This is a genomic window from Thiohalocapsa sp. (assembly GCF_019695415.1).
GTDB lineage: Bacteria > Pseudomonadota > Gammaproteobacteria > Chromatiales > Chromatiaceae > Thiohalocapsa.
In genome coordinates, this window is record NZ_JAIFKJ010000158.1 from 1 (window position 1) to 2,131 (window position 2,131).

General features: G+C 66.6%; 2 protein-coding genes. Both read left to right on the forward strand.

From position 1 onward, the window contains the following. Positions 1–83: 83 nt before the first annotated feature. Positions 84–1,133: a class I fructose-bisphosphate aldolase gene (locus I6U14_RS04160; RefSeq protein WP_296897100.1), complete on the forward strand. Its 1,050-nt coding sequence runs from the start codon at positions 84–86 to the stop codon at positions 1,131–1,133. A gap of 110 nt (positions 1,134–1,243) precedes the next feature. Then, on the forward strand, positions 1,244–2,131 hold an 888-nt coding region (locus I6U14_RS04165), incomplete at its 3' end, for a hypothetical protein (RefSeq protein WP_296897102.1).

Here is a 2,131-nt window from a genome sequence, read left to right on the forward strand (position 1 = left end):
CTAGGAGCCTTAGCGATGAATCCTAGCCCTCGGGTGGAAAGCTCGCTCGCGTGCGCACCTCAGACGATGACAGGAGCCCCATCATGATCGACATTCCGGAGATCCTCGGCGACGAGGCCGAAACCCTGTTGAGCCATCGGTGCCAAGGTATCGATCAGAATCTTTTGCACCTGCCGGGTCCGGACTTCGTGGATCGCGTCCTGATCGGGAGCGACCGCAAGCCCGGCGTCCTGCGCAGTCTTCAAGCGCTGTTCGGGCATGGCCGGCTGGCGGGTACGGGCTATCTGTCGATCCTGCCTGTGGACCAGGGCGTCGAGCACTCCGCGGGCGCGTCCTTTGCGCCCAATCCGCTCTATTTCGACCCGGAGAACATCGTTCGCCTGGCCATGGAGGGCGGCTGCAACGGTGTCGCGTCGACCCTCGGCGTGCTGGGCTCCATCGCCCGCCGCTATGCCCACAAGATTCCCTTCATCGTCAAGCTGAACCACAACGAGCTGCTCACCTACCCGAACAGCTACGACCAAACCCTGTTCGCCGATGTCGAGCAGGCGTTCGACCTGGGCGCTGTGGCGGTGGGCGCGACCGTGTACTTCGGGTCAGAGGAGTCGCGGCGTCAGATTGGCGAAGTCAGCGAGGCATTCCAACGCGCGCACGAGCTCGGTATGGCCACGGTGCTCTGGGCCTATCTGCGCAACAGCGCCTTCAAGCAGGGCGGTGAGGACTATCACACCGCCGCGGACTTGACCGGCCAAGCCAACCACCTCGGGGTCACCATCGAGGCCGACATCATCAAGCAGAAGCAGGCGACTACGGATGGCGGATTCAAGGCCATCGGCTTCGGCAAGACCCATCCGCGCATGTACGAGGTGCTCACCGGCGAGCATCCCATCGACCGGGTCCGCTACCAGGTCGCCAACTGCTACCTGGGCCGGGTGGGCATGATCAACTCCGGCGGGCCGTCCGGCCGAGACGACCTGCACCAGGTGATCCGCACCGCGGTCATCAACAAACGCGCGGGCGGCATGGGCCTGATCACCGGCCGCAAGGCCTTCCAGAAGCCGATGGAGGACGGCATTGCGCTGTTGAACGCCGTGCAGGACGTCTATCTGTCCGACGCGGTGACCATTGCCTGAGCCCCGAGCTAGACCAGATCGCGGCGGATGCGGCTGTCGACACGTCGGTCGCCAGGTCCCGAATGACCCGCCAGGTGTGCTAGCCTGGGGTCAGCATGCGGGAGGTATTGATGCCGACCGATCCGAACCGCCTCGACCCTCACAAGCTCGTCGGACTCGTCGAGCGATTGATCCTGGAACAACAGCGTCTTGAGCCGATTGAGCTGCTGCTCGCCTTCGGCGTGCTCGCCTACCCGGACTACGAAGCTTGGCGGCTGGGGCAAAGGGCGAGCTTGCAGGATGCGCTGCGACTGCCGCTTGCGGATACCCTGGCGCTGCTGCGGCAGGCGACGGAGCAGGCGCGCGCAGCGGGCTTGATCGCCGGACCGGTCGAATATCGGCGCTGGGGTGACGATCCGGTGCCGCTCGACCCCGGCCCGAGCCGCGAGCTCCAACGCGCGCTCGCTACCCTGCATGCGCCACCGCCGGCGCGCCGGCAGCTGGATCTCTTTTATGACAGCGCCAGCGTCGTGTTGGAGCAGGCGCTGCGGGAGGCGGTGCTGGCGCGGCGGTTCTCAGCTGCGCGCGAGGCCGCGGACAAGCTCCAGCGGCGCGATCCAGAGCATGCGCGGGTCCGCGATTGGCGACGCCTCATCGACTACTTTGAGCGTACGTCCCATGTGCCCAGCGCCAAGCCCTGCCAGGCGGACGCAGCGGCGTTGCTGAAGGATATCGATGCCATCACGCCCGTCGCCGTGGCTCTGCTGGGTGCGCAGGCGCGGGACTACCTCGCGCTGCTTTGGGCAGCGCTCGCGCATGCCGCAGACGGCCTCCGCTTCGACCCGGCCGAGCCCCGATTGCATACGAGCTATCCCCTCGCGCAGACCGGTCGTTGGCAGCAGGCGAGCGATGCTATCGAGGCAGAGCCCGGCTGGCGGGACACGTCTGGGCTGATGGCGCCCGACGGCAGCGAATCACGGCCCCAGGGGGACGCCCGCGCCGCCCATACAGCTCTACTC